Origin of the sequence: Spiroplasma kunkelii CR2-3x (assembly GCF_001274875.1) — a bacterium.
Taxonomy (GTDB): Bacteria; Bacillota_I; Bacilli_A; order Mycoplasmatales; family Mycoplasmataceae; genus Spiroplasma; species Spiroplasma kunkelii.
Genome location: NZ_CP010899.1, coordinates 276,618 through 291,439 on the forward strand (window position 1 = coordinate 276,618; position 14,822 = coordinate 291,439).

The 14,822-nt window shown below is 24.5% G+C and carries 18 protein-coding genes and 5 pseudogenes; 16 read left to right on the top strand and 7 right to left on the bottom strand.

Annotated features, from left to right (window positions below; genetic code table 4):
- The first annotated feature begins 80 nt into the window (after nucleotides 1-80).
- Nucleotides 81-654, top strand: a pseudogene (locus SKUN_RS11715) (lipoate--protein ligase family protein).
- A 129-nt stretch (nucleotides 655-783) separates the two neighbouring features.
- Here SKUN_RS11715 and SKUN_RS09700 read toward each other — a convergent pair.
- The 3 genes from SKUN_RS09700 to SKUN_RS09710 all read right to left on the bottom strand — a co-directional run bounded on the left by SKUN_RS09700 (nucleotide 784) and on the right by SKUN_RS09710 (nucleotide 1,866).
- A complete protein-coding gene (locus tag SKUN_RS09700; RefSeq protein WP_200903003.1) occupies nucleotides 784-1,053 on the bottom strand; it encodes an integrase core domain-containing protein in 270 nt (89 codons plus the stop codon).
- Nucleotides 1,037-1,234: a hypothetical protein gene (locus SKUN_RS09705; protein ID WP_200903004.1), complete on the bottom strand. Its 198-nt coding sequence runs from the start codon at nucleotides 1,232-1,234 to the stop codon at nucleotides 1,037-1,039. Before SKUN_RS09705 ends, SKUN_RS09700 begins: the two co-directional genes overlap by 17 nt.
- Before the next feature lie 362 nt (nucleotides 1,235-1,596).
- The gene (locus tag SKUN_RS09710; protein ID WP_200903005.1) at nucleotides 1,597-1,866 is read right to left on the bottom strand and encodes a hypothetical protein; all 270 of its coding nucleotides are present in this window, start codon (nucleotides 1,864-1,866) and stop codon (nucleotides 1,597-1,599) included.
- A 122-nt stretch (nucleotides 1,867-1,988) separates the two neighbouring features.
- On the opposite strand from SKUN_RS09710, the pseudogene SKUN_RS10210 reads away from it, so the two are divergent.
- From SKUN_RS10210 to SKUN_RS01465, 6 genes and pseudogenes are all read left to right on the top strand, one after another.
- Nucleotides 1,989-2,329 (top strand): annotated as a pseudogene (locus SKUN_RS10210) (FAD-dependent oxidoreductase); the annotation flags it as partial.
- 111 nt (nucleotides 2,330-2,440) lie between these two features.
- Nucleotides 2,441-2,764: an NAD(P)/FAD-dependent oxidoreductase gene (locus SKUN_RS10215; RefSeq protein WP_235511368.1), complete on the top strand. Its 324-nt coding sequence runs from the start codon at nucleotides 2,441-2,443 to the stop codon at nucleotides 2,762-2,764.
- A gap of 201 nt (nucleotides 2,765-2,965) precedes the next feature.
- The gene (locus tag SKUN_RS01455) at nucleotides 2,966-5,008 is read left to right on the top strand and encodes a hypothetical protein (RefSeq protein WP_053390561.1); all 2,043 of its coding nucleotides are present in this window, start codon (nucleotides 2,966-2,968) and stop codon (nucleotides 5,006-5,008) included.
- Between the two features lie 71 nt (nucleotides 5,009-5,079).
- Nucleotides 5,080-7,284 carry a hypothetical protein gene (locus SKUN_RS01460; protein WP_053390562.1) on the top strand — a complete coding sequence of 735 codons (2,205 nt, stop codon included), beginning with the start codon at nucleotides 5,080-5,082 and terminating at the stop codon, nucleotides 7,282-7,284.
- A gap of 181 nt (nucleotides 7,285-7,465) precedes the next feature.
- Entirely contained in the window at nucleotides 7,466-7,624 is a 159-nt protein-coding gene (locus SKUN_RS09060; RefSeq protein ID WP_158500733.1) for a hypothetical protein, read from the top strand.
- A gap of 69 nt (nucleotides 7,625-7,693) precedes the next feature.
- Nucleotides 7,694-8,661 (top strand): annotated as a pseudogene (locus tag SKUN_RS01465) (IS30 family transposase).
- Nucleotides 8,662-8,981: 320 nt separating this feature from the next.
- Here the strand turns inward: SKUN_RS01465 and trxA are convergent.
- From trxA to SKUN_RS08185, 3 genes and pseudogenes are all read right to left on the bottom strand, one after another.
- Nucleotides 8,982-9,293, bottom strand: a complete 312-nt coding sequence (gene trxA / locus SKUN_RS01470; protein ID WP_053390563.1) for a thioredoxin — start codon at nucleotides 9,291-9,293, stop codon at nucleotides 8,982-8,984.
- Between the two features lie 54 nt (nucleotides 9,294-9,347).
- Entirely contained in the window at nucleotides 9,348-10,157 is an 810-nt protein-coding gene (locus tag SKUN_RS01475; protein WP_053390564.1) for a Cof-type HAD-IIB family hydrolase, read from the bottom strand.
- Nucleotides 10,158-10,384: 227 nt separating this feature from the next.
- Nucleotides 10,385-10,697 (bottom strand): annotated as a pseudogene (locus SKUN_RS08185) (transposase); the annotation flags it as partial.
- A gap of 232 nt (nucleotides 10,698-10,929) precedes the next feature.
- Here SKUN_RS08185 and SKUN_RS01485 point away from each other — a divergent pair.
- On the top strand, nucleotides 10,930-11,154 hold the full coding sequence (locus tag SKUN_RS01485) for a lipoprotein (protein ID WP_053390566.1): 225 nt from the start codon (nucleotides 10,930-10,932) through the stop codon (nucleotides 11,152-11,154).
- 11 nt (nucleotides 11,155-11,165) lie between these two features.
- The gene (locus tag SKUN_RS01490) at nucleotides 11,166-11,378 is read left to right on the top strand and encodes a DUF3688 family protein (RefSeq protein ID WP_053390567.1); all 213 of its coding nucleotides are present in this window, start codon (nucleotides 11,166-11,168) and stop codon (nucleotides 11,376-11,378) included.
- 14 nt (nucleotides 11,379-11,392) lie between these two features.
- Here the strand turns inward: SKUN_RS01490 and SKUN_RS11720 are convergent.
- A pseudogene (locus SKUN_RS11720) lies at nucleotides 11,393-12,077 on the bottom strand (spiroplasma phage ORF1-like family protein); the annotation flags it as partial.
- A 618-nt stretch (nucleotides 12,078-12,695) separates the two neighbouring features.
- Between SKUN_RS11720 and SKUN_RS09065 the strand changes: the two are divergent.
- From SKUN_RS09065 to SKUN_RS01515, 7 genes are all read left to right on the top strand, one after another.
- On the top strand, nucleotides 12,696-12,833 hold the full coding sequence (locus SKUN_RS09065) for a hypothetical protein (RefSeq protein WP_158500734.1): 138 nt from the start codon (nucleotides 12,696-12,698) through the stop codon (nucleotides 12,831-12,833).
- 185 nt (nucleotides 12,834-13,018) lie between these two features.
- Nucleotides 13,019-13,147 carry a hypothetical protein gene (locus tag SKUN_RS11185; protein WP_268794857.1) on the top strand — a complete coding sequence of 43 codons (129 nt, stop codon included), beginning with the start codon at nucleotides 13,019-13,021 and terminating at the stop codon, nucleotides 13,145-13,147.
- A 231-nt stretch (nucleotides 13,148-13,378) separates the two neighbouring features.
- Nucleotides 13,379-13,516: a hypothetical protein gene (locus SKUN_RS09070; RefSeq protein ID WP_158500735.1), complete on the top strand. Its 138-nt coding sequence runs from the start codon at nucleotides 13,379-13,381 to the stop codon at nucleotides 13,514-13,516.
- Between the two features lies 1 nt (nucleotide 13,517).
- Nucleotides 13,518-13,751: a pentapeptide repeat-containing protein gene (locus SKUN_RS01500; RefSeq protein ID WP_053390569.1), complete on the top strand. Its 234-nt coding sequence runs from the start codon at nucleotides 13,518-13,520 to the stop codon at nucleotides 13,749-13,751.
- 11 nt (nucleotides 13,752-13,762) lie between these two features.
- On the top strand, nucleotides 13,763-14,032 hold the full coding sequence (locus SKUN_RS01505; protein ID WP_053390570.1) for a hypothetical protein: 270 nt from the start codon (nucleotides 13,763-13,765) through the stop codon (nucleotides 14,030-14,032).
- Complete coding sequence (locus SKUN_RS01510) at nucleotides 14,033-14,470, top strand: hypothetical protein (RefSeq protein ID WP_053390571.1); 438 nt, start codon at nucleotides 14,033-14,035, stop codon at nucleotides 14,468-14,470. It abuts the gene before it with no gap.
- Between the two features lie 13 nt (nucleotides 14,471-14,483).
- A complete protein-coding gene (locus tag SKUN_RS01515) occupies nucleotides 14,484-14,822 on the top strand; it encodes a hypothetical protein (protein ID WP_053390572.1) in 339 nt (112 codons plus the stop codon).

Consider the following 14,822-nt stretch of genomic DNA (forward strand, 5'->3'; position numbering starts at 1 on the left):
AAAATTCTTCTACAGATGTTTATTTTAATTTGGCTTTAGATGAGTATCTTTTTAAAAAGTGATATTAAAGACAACATTTTTTGTTAAAAAATTTTAATACAATTGTTATTGGTCGAAATCAAAATACAATTGAAGAAATTAATTTACAAGCGGTTGAAACTGATAAGGTGAATGTTGCTCGTCGAATAACAGGTGGTGGGGCTGTTTATCAAGATGATGGTAATTTGTGTTTTCCATTATTGTTAATAAAAATGATAAAATTGCGCAAAATTATGAAATTATTTTATAACCTATTATTAATGTTTTACAAAAACTTGGTTTAAATGATAAGTTTGCTGGTAAAAATGATATTGAAATTGATGGCAAAAAAATATCTGGTAATGCACAAATAAAGTATAAAAATCGGTTGCTACACATGGAACATTTTTATTTGATGTTGATTTAAGTAAAATGCAAAAATACTTAAATGTTAGTCAAGATAAAATTATTTCAAAAGGAATTAAATCAATTCCGGAATGAGTAACTAATGTTCGATCATTATTAATAAATGATATTACAATTGATGAATTTATGCTATTTATTACTAATGAGTTTTTAGCACAAGGAACACCAGTGTTAGATTTACCATCAGATATTATTGCGGCAGTAAAATAATAAAAATAATAAAAATATTTATTTATAATTTATTTATAATTATAAAAATATCATAAAATAAATAAATAAAAAATATAAAATTAAACAAACTAAAAATTAGTTTAAATACAAAAACTTAATAATTTAAAATTATTTAATTAAACTATTCAAAAAGTTAAATTGTGTCTGAAAATTTAAAGACTTATGCACTCTTTCAAAATTATAAAAATAATAATAATCATTTAATTTATTCTGTAAACTAATTGCATTAAATATTTTTTCTTCGAATACAAATAATTTAGTATAATTTTGATGAAATCTTTCAATCTTACCGTTTGACTGTGGAGAACGAAACGGTGTTGTTTGATGAAAAATATTTTTATCTGCTAAAAATTGAGTAAAATTAGTTTTTTTTAACACTAATTTTTTGATTATTCTGATAATTATTAATAAATTCAGAACCGTTATCAGTTCTAATTCATGTTATTTTAACACCAAATATATTTTTAAAATCACTAATTGCTTTTTTAACAGCAGCAATAACATTATCAATACTTAATTTATCATAAACATATCCTAATGCTAATTTTGTTTTTTTCATCAATAAAATTATAAACATAATACTTTTTATCAAATGAAAATTTACTTGGTACAAAATATTTAGCGTCCATCTGTAATAAACCTATTTCTTTAACTTCATATCTTGAATGTTGTTTTTTAATTTATTTAATTTTCTTTTTTATTTTTAATCATCTTTCATCTTTTTTAAGTCAACGAAAAAATGTTTTTAAATTTTTTGGTGCTTTATTTTTTAATTCTTCTCCATGAATTCCTTTTTTAAATTATAAAACAAAGATAAAACACCACCAGCACACTTATTACAATATTCAAAATATAAATCACAAATATTTTTGCGAATATGATTACTATATTGATAATTAATATTATGTGGTAACGTTGATTTTAATCATCAAAATCATTATTTTTATATGTAATTAAAATTTTATTTGCTCAATAATAAAAAGTTGAAAATTTATTTTTAAAATATTTTTTAATTAAATCTTTCAATAAAAATTTACCACTATTAACATAATAATCATTACATAAATTAATATATGAAAATATTTTTTGTTTTATTTTTTTATAATATTTATTTTTATAATTTTTATTTAAAAAATTCTTTAATTTTGCCTGTAAATCAAACAAATTAAAATTATTAATAATATATTTCATTAATTTACACTTATCATCAAAAATATATAAAATTAATATTTAATACGAATAATTAATATATAACAGAAGCTTTAGCATTACCAGCAATTCCAAAAAAATTAATTATTATTGATGGTGGTGTAATTGGCATTGAATTTGCTTGCTTATATCATCGTTTAGGAACCAAAGTAACAATTTTGCAAGGTTTAGACACTATTTTAGAGTTATTGGATAAGATATTCGCGAAGAATTAACAAAATTGTTGATTAAAAATAAGGTAAAAATTGAGACTTCAGTGAAAATTAAAGTAATTAAAGGTAAAACAGTAGTTTATGATAATAGTGATGGTAAAGAAGTAAAACTAACATCAGATTATTGTTTAGTTTCAGTTGGTCAAACACCAGTAACAACTTGTTTTGAAAACATTGGGTTAAAAATCTGAGAAAGAAAAAACATTGAAGTTGATGAGCAATGTAAAACAAACTTGCCAGGTGTTTATGCAATTGGAAATGTTGTAGGATGTACGATGCTGGCTCATGTTGATTCAGTACAAGGAATTTTAGTAATTGATAGTATTAAAGGAAAAAATGTAAAAATGAATTATAATCGAATTCCTTCGTGTATTTACTCATTCCCAGAGGTAGCAACAGTTGGAATTACTGAAGAACAAGCAATTAAAGCTAAAATTGCTTATAAAGCATTTAAGTTTCTGTTATCAGCAAATGGTAAAGCAATAGCTTATGGTGAAACTGATGGTTTTGTTAAAATCTTATGTGACCCAAAATATGGCGAAATTTTAGGAGTACATATTGTTGCTGCAACAGCAACAGATATGATTTATGGAATTACTGCTTGTATGGAAACAGAAGGAACAATTCATGAATTGGCAAAAACAGTTCACCCATATCCAATCCTATAAGAAATTATTATGGAAGTTGTGCTAATGGTTTAGAAGGCCATGCAATTCATATTTAAATTTACAGAAGTAACTTTTTTTATTTTAAAAAAACAATTAAAAAGCTTAATTTTGTTCAAAAAGGTTGTTTTGCATTTAATATTAATTTTGTTATAATAAACCCATTCAATAGGTCTATTTTTAAGCTCACTAAAGGAGATTTCAATGGCAAGAAAACCAGGTAGTTGACATAAACTTAATAACTTAACAAAGAATGTTACTTTAGCATCACGTAAAAAAGGGTGACTTGCCGCAATTTGTGCTGTGTTATATCTTGGTGCTTTAATTCCCTCTGCTTATTTTGGTGTGTCATTTTTAGCAAATATTTTAAATTATGGTGGAATTAAAACTGATGGATCCTTGCCTGATGTTAATTATGGGGATTATTTTGAAGTTAACTTTGCAAAAACAAAACTACGCGATAATACAACAACAACTCCGGTTTTTGAATCTTATGAAATTCCTCCCGACCCTAATACTGGGCAAGTTGCACAAACTCGTGCTCGTGCGAGATCATTACGATTAGAATATGCTTATAATTTAATTTTTGAAAAAGCACCTAGTTTATACATTACAAAAAATATCTTTTTTAAGAATAAATACAAAGATCCTAAGAAAATTCAAATTTTAGATATTTATACTGATCCACTAGGAACACAACAATTAAGTCTTGCTGATGTGCAACAAAACCAATTTAATTTGATGAAAAATTTATTATTTTTAAAAATCAAATATGAATACGTAATCCAAAAAAATTTGGTTTGAATGCCCACCCTATTTGTTGGAAATCAAGGATTTTTATCAAACTTTTTAAGTTTTAAATTAGGAGAAACAAGAAACAAAGATGATTTAAAACCAATAGTTTGAGAAAAACAAACAAATGTTCTAGGTGAACAAGCTAATAATATTATAATTAATGGTACTAATGATAGTTTGGCGTTAGCAGATCAAGTTTATGCTGCCTATAAAGAACGTTTTGCTGCTTTTTATGCAGAAAATAAAGGAAAGGATAAAGAATTTATTGGTGATTATAACCCATATAGTAATTTTGTTATTTCAAGTGTTAGTCAAAATGATCAACTGTTTCCAGGAGCTGCTATTGATAGTACGCATTACATGCTTGATATTAATCGGGTAATTCAGTCAGCATATAAAAAGGGTGATTCAGAGCAAAGTTTTGCAAAAACAGATACTCAAATTAATGGTAAATATATTCCACAATTATTAATTTTTTTAATTAATATTTTAGAAACATCACAAAATCGTGGCTTAGTCTTACCAAAAGAATTTGTACCAACCGAATGACAATTTTGATATCAACATCTTAAACCAAAAACTTTAAATGTTAACCAACCAGAGCAATTTTACTTTATGTTTTTACCACAAGGTGAAACAATTCAAAATGTGATTGCAAATCGATTGGGAGAGCAAATTAAAGATGTTTTAAATGGAAAATATTCATTAGCAACAGCAATTAGAAAATTACAAGAAGATGTTTTGAGTAACCCTAATAGTTCAAAATATAAATGAGTTTATGATTGAAATATTTTACCATTTCAATCATATGGAATAATTGAAAAAGCAGATTATATTGTTGTTAAAAGAACGATTCAAGAAAATGGTGATTTAACAATTAGTTTTAATAAAAATCAATTGGTAAAAACAAATTATGTAATAATTGATCAACCATCATTACATTCAATTACTAATTTAGTTAATCCTGGTGATCATGATGCCTATTTAATTAGTGATAAACAAAAACGAAATATTTTATTTACAAAATATTGAAGTGCTAATTTATATGGAGTACAAAAACCATTAAATTACATTGATATTGATGTTCGAAATATTCCACATGATGTAACTTCATTTAAAGCAATACTACAAAAACAAATTGTTAATCGTACATGGGAATTTATACAAAATATTAGTCAAATGGTAGGAAAAAATTTAAACATTAGTGATAATGTATCACAAATAGATTATGCTAATGGAATTGCAGACGATATTACCACATTTACACCTTTAAATAATTATCATAATAGTGCTGCTACTTTTAATGATTGATTTTATGCATTGCAAATTAGCAGTGAAGAAAGATATAGTAATTTAACTGTTCTTGATATTAAATTAGAATTAAAAGCAAAAGAAAATGTTCCAGACCACCTTCAAGCAATTACTTTCCGTTTTAATATTAATTATATTTAAAATTTATGTATAAAAGATGAAAATGTGTATAATGATAATAAGTATTAATGTTTGAAAAGGAAGGGATTTACATGCGTAAAATTTTAACACTCCTAACAACATTTCTGACTACAAGTGCTCCTATAGCTAGTGTTATATCATGCGGAACGCCTTCTCCATCAAAAATTGCTGGAAGAGATAATATTTCAACAGAATTCACTTTAACTAATAATGTTATTGTTACTGATGATAATATTACTGTAGAAGAATCAATTTTTAATCAAGCAAAAATTGAAGGAAGGATTTCTCAAGATTTACTTTTAGATTTTTTTGAAATTACTGATTCGGAAAAAATGGTAAAACCGGTTACTGCTAATACACCACAAAATGGATATGTTGTTTTAACAATTCGTCACGATGAAGATATTCCATATATTGGTTCAATTACCGTTCGTTTTAATTTAGTTAAAAAGTTGTCAATGGATATTAGTCAAAATGTTAACTTAGAAAATATATGAGATGTCACAAAATATGAAAATGTTGAGGAATTATATAATGAGATTTGAGAAAAGGCCGTTGGTAGTTTTAAACCAGAAACTCCAATTGATGCAGAAACTTATGATATCTCAGGTTTTCAATTGCCAGGCGATTATAACAAAGCATTGCCTGTAACAATTTTTGCTGAATATAATGGCAAAGCAAATACGCCAACAAGTCTTTTTAGTGGGACAATTACAATTAAATTAAGTATTATTAGTTATAGTGCTATGGTTAATTTGAAATTACAGCATAATAACTTAGAACCAGCAAAGTTATATGACTTAGTGTGAAAAGAAGTTAAACAACAGTTTAACGATGATTTGCAAGTTTCAAGTGATTATAATGACTATCAAATTGATTGAAGTACTGTAACAAAACCAAATATTGGTGGTAATAAAGATTTGAATTTTTTAGCAACACCAATTGATAAAAGCATTCATCATTATATGCGAGTTGTTGGATTCATTTTTAAAGATCAAATTGAATTACCACCAATAATAGAATTATCAATTCCAATTGTTGTAACTCAACAAGAACGACCAAATGTTGATAAAGATTGAATTTGAAAATTAGTAATGTGTGAAGCAAACATTAATGGTGGTCCAGCATTAACTAATTTTGACACCACAAGTTGACAATCAATATTTAATAAGAATTGACCTAATATTAGGCAAAGAGAAAAAGTTACTTTGCAGGCACTTAATCTTAACACTGACCCAATGTTTAAAGGTAATATTACAATCAGATTAACATTAATTAATCAAGGAATTGATCCCGGGTTATTAGCATTAGACCCAATTTTATTGTCTGAAGATGATAAACACACAACAAACTCAGTTTTAGATTTAGTATGAGATAAACTGATTAATAATAAGGCATGGAATCCGCATTTATCAGGTGATTTAGCGAATTTTGAACCTCAAGACCTAGACAGACTAAGTAATGCTTTAAAAGAAACTAAAAAAAGTGGAAAATGAGAAACTTATGTAATGAATATTTCTGGAAAACAAGAGGTTGCTGGTCGTGATTTTAAAGTTACTGTTCACGGTCAAATTAAAATGGTTAATAAACCAATTGAAGAAAACCCCGTAGTTGATTTATCCTATAAAACTTATCAATTTGTGCCAAGAAAACAAAGTAGTTCGGATAACCAAGTGCCATATTTAGCTCATCAAATTTGAGGCGATATTATTAAAAATCTAATATTTATTGTTGAAGATGAACCAACTTTTGGGCTTTCTAAAATTCAAACGGATTGAAACTACTTTAAGTCAATTTGTCAACAATTAGATGAAGCGATTAATAAATATGATGTAAGTAGTAATAATAAAATCCCTTTAGAGTTTCAGTTTTCATATAAAAATAATGCTATTTTTACAGGTCAAGTTACTCTTAAATTAAATTTAACCCCAAATGTCCTAATTAAGTTTAATATTGATTTAACAAGTTCAATTTTGCCAATCTTTATTCGTAGTTTACCAAGAACATTAGCAGATAAAAAAGAATTAGTAAAAAATATGGTTAATGCGATCATATATGATGGAATCATAAAAAATCCAAGTTTAAAAGGACAACAGCCAAATATTTTATGAGAATTATTATCTTATGATACAGAATCAGAAGAATTTATTGAACAATTTAATTTCCCAACAGAAAATAATCCACAACAAGAATTGAATATTAAGGTTAAAACATCAACTGGCCAATTCGCTAATGGTACATTTATGTTAAAAATAAATTTAATTTATCAACCTTAAAACTCTTCAAAAAAGAAGAGTTTTTTCTTTTTATAGTATTCATTATTCTTAGGTTTTTAATAAAATTAAGTAATTAGAAACAAATTAAGTTTCGATTATGACTTAAATGATAACAAAATTTATAAAAAATTCAACTTTTTTAAAAAAAATAATTTTTAATTAAATAAATAATTTTATAAAATTGCATCGTGTAATCGAAGTGCAACAAATCAACTCAGAAAGGAGTTGATTTTTTATTGAAAAGAAACATTATTTTATTTTGCGGTCCTTAGTAATTAAGTATGGAAAAGATATTGTTATTAATATTGTAAATAAAATAGTAATTAATAATGAAAAATAAAATGAATAAATAGTTAGGAGATTATATTATGGATATGAAATTTAAAACAACGAAAGGTATATAAATGTTATGTATAGTCATTTAAGTTTTATGCATAAAGTTAAATTAGAACAATTATTATTATCAAAAATGTTTTTAAAAAAGAATGGTAAACAAAATATTTCTGTAATTGCTAAATGTTTGAATAGACATTGTAGTACTATTTTACGAGAAATTAAAAAGTTTAAAAATATTGATGAATATAGTGCTTATAAGTCAGATAAAATGTTTTATAAGAAAAAAACAATAATAAAAGATGTAATTTACAGAAGAACAGATTAATTTTATGAAAATTAGACTTAATAAATATCCCGATTCTCCGAGAGAGTTTATTTATCGTTATTTTTAAAATTTGGTGTTAAATTTTCGGTTTGTGTTAAAACATTGTATAAATGAATTTGTTTAGGTTTTTATGGATTTTTAAAACAAAATTTACGATATCGTGGTAAAAAAATTGAAACAAAAGGAAAAAAGAAAATCGTGGGCAATTAACTAATTTTAAGTCAATTTGAAACATTGAAAATAAACTTTCTAATGTTGGATGATTTGAAATGGATACTGTTGTTGGTAAAAATCATCAATCTTCTTTTTTAGTTTTAGTAGAACAATAAAGTAGAAAATATTTTGCAATAAAATTATAAAATCATACTGCTAATGAAGTTTTTGAAAAGTTTAAAGAATTAGTTAAAGTAAATAATTTAATTGGGAAAATTAAAGGCGTAATAACTGACAGAGGAAAAGAATTTAGCAAATGACGAGAAATGGAAATCTTTGCTGAAACACAAGTGTATTTTTGTGATGTTGGTAAACCACAACAAAAACCTTTAATTGAATATATGAATAGTGAATTAAGATATTGATTTATTCCTGGAATTGATTTTAATAAAGTTAGTCAGAAAGGATTAAATTGAGTAGTTAATGATGTAATTAATGAAAAAATACGGTCCTGTTTAAATTGAATAAGTGCAAAAGAAATGTTTTTACAGAATATTAAATAAATACTAAAGATTTGTTGCACTTCATTTTACATAATTCAATTTTATAAAAATCCTTAGATAAATTAGGATTATAATTGATCATTTAATAAATTTTTGATTTAAAAAGTTGATTACTATATCTTCATTAAATTAAACATTATCCATTAAAAATTAAATATCTTACTTTGAAACTTTTGTTTCTTCTTTTTGTTTTTTTGCAGCTTCTTTACGAGCCAAGATTTTCGCCGCTTTTTTCTCTGCCATTAAACGACGACGTTTCTTCATTGACATTGCCATTTTTTATTCACCTTCTCCTTTTTAAATTATTAGTAAAAACTTTTTTAACTTAATAAATCTTGTTCAATTTCGTTAGCAGTTACAAATCCTGTTTTACGTTTTAATTCATTTCCATTTTGAAAGATAATTAATGTTGGGATTGATAAAATTCCATAATGCTGAGCAAGATCTTGCAAAAAATCAACATTAACTTTAATAAAATTAACATCACTACGCGTTTTTGCTAATTCATTAATAATTGGAGCAATCATTTTACATGGTCCACATCAATCAGCATAAAAATCAACTAAAGTTAACTTTGCATCACCAATTTTTTTTTCGAATTCATCAATATTTTTTACTTCATTTACAGCCATTTTAATTCTCTCCTTTACTGAATTCTCTTTCTTTTTTATCATATCATAAAAGTACTATTTTTTTAAGAAAAACTGTTGCAAATATTTTGCTGGCCCATTTTCACGATTTGATAATGTTACTTCATTTGCCATTGTTTTTAACTCATCAATCGCATTGCTAACCGCAATACCAATTCCAGCTTGGCGAATTAATTCAAGATCATTATAAGAATCACCAAATGAATAAGTTTGACTAATATCAATTCCAATATGATGGGATAAAAATTGCAAGGCACTACCTTTTGAAATCCCCTTGCAAGCAATTTCAAAAACACGATTATTATATTGAGTAATATCTAATTGTGGTAATAATTGCCGTAACTTTGTCATTAATTCACTAGCACCCTTATCATCTAAGGATTGATGGACAATAACACTAGCATGTGTAATATCTTCTGTAATATCAGTGACCTTGGTAATAATTTTATATTTTGTTCGCATTATTTTTGATCAATAATAAGAATTTTCACCATATTCGTAAACATAAGTACTATTTTTACTAAAAAAATGAACTTTATATTTGCTATAAGTAAAATCAAAAATGGTTTTAATTTCTGCTGTTGTAAAAATCATCATTCATAAAAAACTATTAGTCTTAAAAGAATAAGCACTTGCTCCATTATTTGCCAAAACATAACCATCATACTTATGAACTTTTAGTTTTCGCGCTTGACGAATTGCATCATTAGCTAGGCGCCCTGTTGTAACAACAAAAGGGATTCCTTTTTTTTGAATTGAATTAACTGTTTTTTTTGTTAACCGACTAAACCGATGATTATCCTTTAATAAAGTTCCATCCAAATCAGAAAAAACTGCTTTTTTCATCTACTTATGTTCCTTTCTCTTTCCTTAAAATTTGTATGATTATATTATTTAGAAATATTAATCAAACATTAATTTTATAGTTTTAATAATTATAGTAGAAAATACTTAAATTTAAAAATTTTTTATAAATGAATTATGTAAAATGAAGTGCAACAAATCTTTATTAATTAAATAATATATTAATGACATATTTTATAATTTAATATACATTTTTAAATATTTATTGTTTATATATTTTGTAAAAACATTTCTTTTGCACTTATTCAATTTAAACACGATCGGAGTTTATCATTTATTATATTATTAACTACTCAATTTATTTTTTGTTGACTAACATTATTAAAATCAGTTCCAGGAGGAAACCATTTTCTTAATTCACTATTCATATATTCAATTAAAGGTTTTTGTTGTGGTTTAACCAGCGTCACAAAAATACACTTGTGTTTCAGCAAAGATTTCCATTTCTCGTCATTTGCTAAATTCTTTTCCTCTGTCAGTTATTACGCCTTTAATTTTCCCAATTAAATTATTGTTTATAACATACTAGGATGTCTATTAAAATATTTAGCAATTACAGAAATATTTTGTTTACCATTCTTTTTTAAAAAAATTTTTAATAATAATAATTGTTATAATTTAACTTTATACATAAAACTTAAATGACTATACATAACATTTATATATCTTTCATTAACTTATAAAATTTTTAATATTTAATACGAATAATTGATATATAATAAAATTAATTATACAATAAAAAGAAACAATATATATGAAAAAATGACTTAGCATAATAGGAACAATCGGATTAATCGCAACAAGCACAACAACATTAATCAGTTGTAATAAAGAAAAAAATAATGAAAACGAGGCAAGTAATCAACCAGATCCATCATATAATCCGCAACAACCACCAGAAAATAGTAATTGAAAATTAATTAATAGAGATAATTTTGTAAAAGAAAATAATGAAAAAATAATAAATGATATATTTTAATTGCTAAACAAATGCAAAGTGATAATTTTTCTATTATAAAATTTAATTTTTCAAGTGAATTAATTTGAAAAGTTGGAGAACATGGAGGACATAGAATTAATAATCGTTGATATGTTTATATTCATTCACTATATAGTTGAGACGAAGTTGATGAACCACAAATACCAACAATTAATCAAAATACTGGTGAAATTACTGACTGAAAAGAACAAAAAAGGAACTAAATAACAGTTCTTTTTTATATTAATCGCACAAATTTCATAAAAATAATTAATAAAAAGATATTTGTTATTGTACTATACAATGCTGGATTAAATTTTCATACCTCAAATATTTGACTAAAAAAAACTATATACTGTTTCAAAAACCTTACCAACACCGCTCGCTAATTCGTTAACTTGTTTAAAACCGTGAATAGTATTAACAATTAAAATCACAGCATTTTTAATATGAGTACCAAAATCTCACCAACCCTCTGGCGTTACATATTGCACTTGTCATCATTGTTTATCCGGAAATAAACCACAGCTATTTATCTCTTGTCAATTATAAATCCCAAAATTAAAATCATAATAACGATACATATCATTCTCTTTTTGTGCTTGCAATTCAAAAACATTATAACCGATTTTTTGTTCTTTAATTTTTTTATATTGCAAACCATATTTATTTTGTAAATCACCACCAAAAACATAACCAGAATTTAATTTAATATTATATTCATTTGTAACCGAAAAATCATAATTAAAAAACACTACCATAATTATTAATCGTATAAAACCGATTTTTAAACGCAGAATATAATTTAATATCTAATTGCTTATATTTACCCGAAAAATAAAAATATCGTTGATAAATTTTAAAACCATTATTTACTAATAAACCATATTTTTTATGATAACCTGCACATAAGTATTATTTTTGTAGAATAAAGGATGAAGTAGGACAAAAAAACCGACCCTTATTGGGTTGGTTTTTTTATTTAAAAACAACCAATAAAAGGAGATGAAAAAAATATGTCTAAAAATACTTTTATTAAATGTAGTAAATGTGGAACACCAAAGCAGTTTCATACAGTTAACCATCGTGAAAAAACAGAATGATTTGAAGATGTTTATTACACTGAATATTAAAATTTTGTTTTTTTAAAACCTTAAATTTTATAAAACAACTTTAAAAATTAAATATATTGGCTCTACAAGTGTTTAATTTAAAATTACATATTTTTTAGGGAAGGTTCCCCAACAAGGCATTTCCGCCGGCATGAAACCATTAGAGCTGTTAACTTGTTTTTTTGCGATTTTGTAAATTAATGACTTTGATTAAGATAGACGCGTAGTGGTGCATTCATAACTATTAATTGCAAGGACAAAAATAAAATCGTGTGCGTAGAGGTTAAATAACTTTTAAGAACTGGGTAAGGATTTCTTAATTAATCTACTAGTGGGGACTTGATGAGGAGGTACTTAATACTACAAGTAACTACAAAATGTAGAACATTGTAGTACTTTGTAGTTAATTGTAAAAAGGAGAATTTAAAAATGACTATTAAAAAGAAAATATTTTTTAAAAAAAGATATTGAGGTTATTGCTTTAAATGTAATAAACAAAATAAATATATTCTTACACACGATGAAATTACTGATGAACATTGAGCATTAAATACTAGAAAGAATTAGGAGGAATTAAATTATGGAAAAAAGATACTTATTAGTAATGAAATATGAAAATGAAGTTATAACTAAATCATTTTATACATTAAAAGAGGCAAAAATAACTGCTAAAGTTTAAAATCAACAAGAATGATTAACAACTATTATTGATTTAGAAGATGAAAATATTGAATGGCAAGGAGATAAATAATATGCGAAAAATAGATTGTTTTAAACACAAAGAACAAGTTAATAAAATAAGTAAAAAATTACAAGAATTGGGCTTTCGGTATAAAAATATTTTAGATATGTTATGTGATATTAGTAGAAATATTATTTAAAATTGCCGTATATGTAAAAATTATGAGAAAAAAATGGAAATATTAAATAATAAGTTTAATTCAAAATTAATTAGTAAAGATTACTATTGTGAAAATTGATTCCCATTAATTCATTGTGTAATTTGTCAAAAACATTATAAAAATGAAACTAATTGCTTTTCATGTATAGATTATTTAATGTGTTCTGGGTGTTGTTTATTTCCAAAATATCATTAAAGGAAGATAAATAATATGTGAAAAGATGAAAATGGAAATATTTATACTGAAGAAGATTTATTTAATGAAGCATTAGAAGAATGTCATTCAGAAGAGAGTGCTTATGACTATATTGAGACATTAATTGAAGAAAAGAATTTGGAGGAATTATAATATGAAAACATTAAAAGATATGATTAAAGATTTAACAGGAGTTACTGTTGAAAAAGAAAAATTAAATCAATATTTAGAAAGTGAAAGATTAGATTTAGAAGATGCTAATTTATGAGGTGCTAATTTAAAAGATGCTAATTTAAAAGGTGCTGATTTAGAAGGTGCTAATTTAAAAGGTGCTTATTTATGTGGTATTAAAATCACAAAAAAACAATTAGAACAATTAACTATTTAGGAGGATGAATAATGACAAAAACAGAATCAATTAAATTTGATAAATTACAAGAAGAAAATGATGCACTTAAAGCAGAAAATGAAACACTTAAAAAAGAACTTGCTGAAAAAGATAAAGAGTGAGAAAAACTTGTATTAGAAATATATGATTTACAACAACGCCAATTATATAAAGAAGATTTTGATGAATATTGTCAATATGTAAATGGTCGAAGAGAAGATAATTTTATTATAAAAGATAAATCTTTATATAAAAAATTACCTAATAAGGAGGTGAAATAAATGAGTGATATTGTAAAAAATACAGTAAATAATATTACATTTCATTTTCCTTTAAAAGTAGATGATTTTAAAAATAAAAGTATTTTAGCATATAATGTTCAAAAATTTAAAGAAGAAAATAAACAAGAATTAACTGAGTATATTTTTAGACATATTAATCATTATGCTTTAAATGGTTATCAAAATGTACATTTAAAAGATATTCCAAGTGCTATTACTAAAAATAATTTTGTTTTTAAAGAATGATTAGAACTTATTCAAAAATTATTAGATGAACATAATAGAATTGGAAAAATAATTACTAATTATAGAAATTATATTGAAAGATATAGAGTTGAAATTAATAATAATATGACGCAAGCACGCATACAAAAGCAACAAGAGTTTTTAAAAGAACAAGAATTAAAAAAAACAGGAATTAATTGAAAAAACAAATAATTTAACACCTGAGATGGGTCTTGATATAGACCAAATTCAAGATGAACAAGTTCGTGTAATGGAACAAATTGAGCAAATTGATAAATCATTAGAACAAAAAGAATTAAAAAAAGTTGGTATTAATTTAATAAAAGAAAAAATATTAATAAAAGATATTGAAATACTGGGCATTGATAATGATTTTTTAGAAAATGCTAATCAATATGAATTAGTTCAATTAATTAAAACTTATTTAGTTATTGATGAAAAAATTGTTAAAAGTGAAATTAAAGCACAATGAGATAGTAATGTAAATACTAATACTATTGGTATTAAAGGTATTAAATTCAAAATAAATAAAGGAGTGAAATAA